Genomic DNA, 3,700 nt, shown 5'->3' with positions numbered 1-3,700 from the left:
CAAAAGTCATTCAGGGATAGTAATCGAGGCACTGAATCCAGAGGATGCGATCGCCAGCACCCAACTACCTGGAGACTTTCACAAAGATCCCGCTGACAGAATTATTGTCGCAATGGCGAGAAGATATAATGTCCCGCTAATTACCTGCGACAACAATATTCTCAGATACCCTCATGTAAAGACAATTTGGTAGTGAGTTTTTAACCGTTTGCTAATTGCTCAATCTCAAGTCGAAAAAATGACCTTAGCAACTGTAGATAGTGCTTTCGATCGATATGAGATCGATCGGCTTTAGTCTCGATCGATTACCGTTTATAAACCGTTGCTTGGAGAGGCTTGAAGTTGCTGTAGTTGCTCAATGGTAAGTCCAGTTAATTCTGCGATCGTTTCCAACGGTAGATTTTTACCCAGCATTTTCAGTGCGATCTCCTGTTTTTGAAGCCGCTCACCTTCAAGCTTCGCATTATTCATCTGAGTCTCATACCAGATATCGATTTCTTCCATCGTCTTCATAAATTCACTCTCCTCTGGAGTTAAACCGTCAGTAGCTATATCTTTGAAATAGACGCAATACTTCAAACATGCTGCCATTATATCATTTTTGCCAGTTCTGTCTGGTGGCGATAGCTGTTCAATCGATCGAAACGCCCTCCGAGCCGATTCCCGATTACCCAACATTTTCAGCCACAGATGTACGGGTGTTTCTGCCAACTGTTCGATGATGACAATTCCTATCCTCAACTGATTCGGCAATAAATATACGCCTTGCTCAAAATCAGGATGAACTTGAGTCGCACAATCTTGGAGAATTTGTTTGCCACAATTAACCGTCAAAACCCAAGTAAATGGATTATTGCGATCGATTTGGGCAACTTCTGGCTTTAGCAATTGTTGAGAACTCGTCAAATTTTGTGCTGATTTAGCAGCCTTGATTAATTCTCGCCGCTGATACTTCCAATACAAATTCTTCCGAGTGATACAGTCATCAACATCGACACCTTCTAAATACCCGCTATAGTGTTCGATGATAACCGTCGGATGAGTTTGCATCAATCGATCGAACAATCCTAGATCTTGTTCCTGCCAACCTTGTTTAGCTAAATCGCCGATAAACATCAGATCGATTTCTAGATCTTCATCATTATGGATTTGAATATTTTTGAGAGTATTTCCTTTCGATTTATATAGTGATTGGATGTAAAACTTGAAGAAGCGATCGTGTTTATATTGAGCCATTGAGATCGCTATGATTCTAGGTTGAATTAAATTAAAACAACGAAATTAGTTAAAACGGTATTTAAAGTCAAACCGCCAGCCACTGCTCTAAATCGCTCACACTGGTAAAATCTAACAAATCTTCTGCCAAGGCTTCCACTCGATCTATGCTCAACCCATTCACCCGCGCTAGGAGTTCGGGGGAGAGATTGCCAAGTTTTCGAGTAAGGAGTTTGATGGTTAACGATCGTTCTCCCAACTCCCGACCTTGTACTATTCCTTCTTCCTTCCAACTAGTAGTAATTTCCATCACGTTCTCCCGCTCTGTAGGTAATTTAATTTTATCAACTTCAACCTGAAATTGCTGCTTTTCGACTGGGTTCAATTGCAAGTAATTATCGATGAAGCCAGATAGCTGAAAGGTTCTCGCCTTATCTAATTTAAGATTAGCAATCATCCCCAAACACTCAACTTTGACCTTGGGGCGATCTGCTGGGTCGATTTTCATCTTTGCCATCAGTGCCGCCGCGACTGGATTACGTTGAGTCAAGAAGGCTCTCCAATCCAGGCGATTGAGTTGGATTGTCAAGAAATTAAAATCCATCACCTGCAAACCTGGAACTCGAACCTGATAAGAATCTCGTTCGGGTCGATATGGCTCATCGAAAGAGAATAGAGCAATCGGGTAAACAGGCTGGAGATATTTTCGATGTAGTTGAGCGAAGTAGAAAAACAGCCGTCGATTAAAATCAGCCTTGGTAGTGGATTGATGTTCGCAGTTAACCACCACCGATACCCGACTGCTAGCTGGCGCGTTGGGACGACCCAAAAGATTTACTCTGATAATCACGTCCATCGCCTTACGCTCTCCAGCGTCGATGTCAGTAAAGTATTCCAGTGGTAGAATTTCTAGGCTAGCAGGATCGATCGCGGCAAAGAATTCCGGTGTAAATAATTCTAGAAACTCCAGAAAGAAAGTCGTTAATAGTTGCTTAAACAACTGGTCATGATCGATGCTTTTACTCATGCTCATTGGTGGAGCTTATCTAACTGGAGAGATAAAAACATTTTAACACCTCGATCGACTCCAAAAATAGCGGCATCAAACAAGTCGCATCAGGACGATTCGGTGTCACCAGCCTCTACCTCTCCCAAGCCAAAGAAATCCAAATCAAAATGGCACAGGGAGCCAAACCAGGTGAAGGCGGACAACTCCCAGGTAAAAAAGTCTACCCTTGGAGAGCCAAAGTCCACGAATAGGTTATCGATCGAGAGTTTGTCAGCTAAATGAGGTACCCAAAGCAAAACAACCATGTTACGATCGAATCAGAAATTCCTGTGCAACCACTCAACACTCGAAACTTTACTGTACCCGCATGAAAACCCAGGATATGGTCAGAGAGTTATTAGAAGTAACCGAACGATTTAATAAGAGTGCATCTCCACAGATAGATCGAGATCGAATATCTCACGCTACCAATATTATTTATCTTTCATCGAAAATTTTTGCTGACTCAAGCCAACAGTGGTTAAATCAACCCCACAAAATGTTAGACGATCGAGTTCCACTAGACATAATCGTTCGCGTAGCGTGCCGTAGGCAGTCGAGATGAAGGTTTACAACAAACAGAAGATCTATTAGAAAAAATGGCTGAGATTGTCGATCGAGCAATTGAAGTATTTAATAATGAGTCAGTTGCTAAAAATTGGCTGCGTACACCCAACCCATATTTAGGCGATTTAATTCCCCTAAATATGTTGGAATCAGCAGAAGGGATCGAGCATGTTCTGGATATGCTCGGACGGATTGACTACGGGGTGTACAGTTGAGATCGAATCTTAAATTATGGCGTGTTGTTACCAAACAACGTGCTGAGGGTGCCTTTAGTGGCGAAGGTTCCGTTATGTACAGTGGGAGATGGCATTCCAAAGGAACGAGATTAGTGTACACCGCCGATAGTTTGTCTTCTGCAATATTGGAGACTACAGTTCACATGAACGCTACGACGATGTATCTTGAATATGTTTACTTTTGCGTAACAGTTCCTGATGATGTTGAAGTAGATGAGATCGATAGAAACACTCTAAATTCGGATTGGTCGAATATCTCTGCTCCAGGATACTTAAAAGAATAAGGTGATAACTGGATCGAAAAAGGTGAGACTGCTATTTTATGCATACCTTCAGCAATAGTGCCAGTCGAGAATAATTATCTCATAAACCCAATTCATCCTGATTTCCAAAGACTCGTCATTTCTCCCGCCGAAACTTGTTCGATCGATCCAAGAATAAAATCACTCTAGGCATCGCCACCCAAAATTCCGAACTCCGCGCTACCTATACCGGAGATCCCACCCACACCCTCAATTTCATGCGGTTCATCGCCCAAGACTTACGGGAAATCATGGCAGCCCTCGGCTTCCGCACTCTCAATAAAATGGTAGGGCGTACTGATATTTTAGAGTCTAAACAAGCGATTACCTCC

General features: G+C 42.5%; 3 protein-coding genes and 4 pseudogenes. 5 read left to right on the top strand and 2 right to left on the bottom strand.

The window, feature by feature from the left end:
- Positions 1-193, top strand: a 193-nt coding sequence (locus RMO27_RS13765) for a PIN domain-containing protein (RefSeq protein WP_309733419.1), incomplete at its 5' end; no start/stop codon positions are given.
- 119 nt (positions 194-312) lie between these two features.
- Here RMO27_RS13765 and RMO27_RS13760 read toward each other — a convergent pair.
- Complete coding sequence (locus tag RMO27_RS13760) at positions 313-1,236, bottom strand: hypothetical protein (RefSeq protein WP_309733417.1); 924 nt, start codon at positions 1,234-1,236, stop codon at positions 313-315.
- A 67-nt stretch (positions 1,237-1,303) separates the two neighbouring features.
- Positions 1,304-2,242 carry a DUF4351 domain-containing protein gene (locus tag RMO27_RS13755; RefSeq protein WP_309733415.1) on the bottom strand — a complete coding sequence of 313 codons (939 nt, stop codon included), beginning with the start codon at positions 2,240-2,242 and terminating at the stop codon, positions 1,304-1,306.
- A 44-nt stretch (positions 2,243-2,286) separates the two neighbouring features.
- Between RMO27_RS13755 and RMO27_RS23875 the strand changes: the two are divergent.
- The 4 pseudogenes from RMO27_RS23875 to RMO27_RS13740 all read left to right on the top strand — a co-directional run.
- Positions 2,287-2,466 (top strand): annotated as a pseudogene (locus tag RMO27_RS23875) (glutamate synthase-related protein); the annotation flags it as partial.
- A 393-nt stretch (positions 2,467-2,859) separates the two neighbouring features.
- A pseudogene (locus RMO27_RS13745) lies at positions 2,860-3,045 on the top strand (antitoxin Xre/MbcA/ParS toxin-binding domain-containing protein); the annotation flags it as partial.
- Positions 3,042-3,518, top strand: a pseudogene (locus RMO27_RS23870) (RES family NAD+ phosphorylase). The pseudogenes RMO27_RS13745 and RMO27_RS23870, both read left to right, overlap by 4 nt.
- Positions 3,503-3,700, top strand: a pseudogene (locus tag RMO27_RS13740) (glutamate synthase-related protein); the annotation flags it as partial. The pseudogenes RMO27_RS23870 and RMO27_RS13740, both read left to right, overlap by 16 nt.

Origin of the sequence: Chamaesiphon sp. OTE_75_metabat_556 (assembly GCF_031378165.1) — a bacterium.
Lineage (GTDB): Bacteria > Cyanobacteriota > Cyanobacteriia > Cyanobacteriales > Chamaesiphonaceae > Chamaesiphon.
Note: the sequence above shows the minus strand (reverse complement) of the source record. Positions and strands in the feature narration are given on the sequence as shown.